Origin of the sequence: Paenibacillus sp. MCAF9, from assembly GCF_052114265.1 — a bacterium.
In the GTDB taxonomy this organism is placed as follows: Bacteria; Bacillota; Bacilli; order Paenibacillales; family Paenibacillaceae; genus Pristimantibacillus.
Genome location: NZ_JBFREL010000097.1, coordinates 1 through 450, shown reverse-complemented (window position 1 = coordinate 450; position 450 = coordinate 1). Strand labels below are relative to the sequence as shown.

The 450-nt window shown below is 44.2% G+C and carries 1 protein-coding gene; it reads left to right on the top strand.

Annotated elements, in window-relative coordinates:
- On the top strand, positions 1 to 450 hold a 450-nt coding region (locus AB4Z45_RS33060), incomplete at both ends, for a fibronectin type III domain-containing protein (protein ID WP_441913837.1).

The window sequence follows — 450 nt, the reverse complement described above, 5'->3', positions numbered from 1 at the left end:
ATAAGAACGACAGCACACGCCCAGTTCGCGGTCAAGTACAAAACTTTGTTGGCATCACCATCGATGGCAACAAGCTAACGGCTGTAACGTATGAAATTGACCAAAACTTGAACGATGCAAAACCGTTCATCGTAGATCAATTCGGTATTCTAAAAGAAGAAAAACCGGATTACAGCAAAGAAAAAGTAAGCAAGGTTACAGTAACCTTTAACGGCGATCCAGTAAGCTCCAAAGGCTTTGCATGGTACACTTCACTGCTTCTTAAAGGCAATGACCTGCAAGTGGTAGAGAAAACGAACGCAGCGCCAGATTTCACAAAAGCAATTAATTTTGCAGGTCGTTCTACCGTTTCATCCAACTCACCTTCTGAGCTTGTTCATAAGGCAGAAGCAACGGGCTTGAAGGCAAATACGTCATACAATTTCCGTGTGGGCGACGCGGCACTGAACA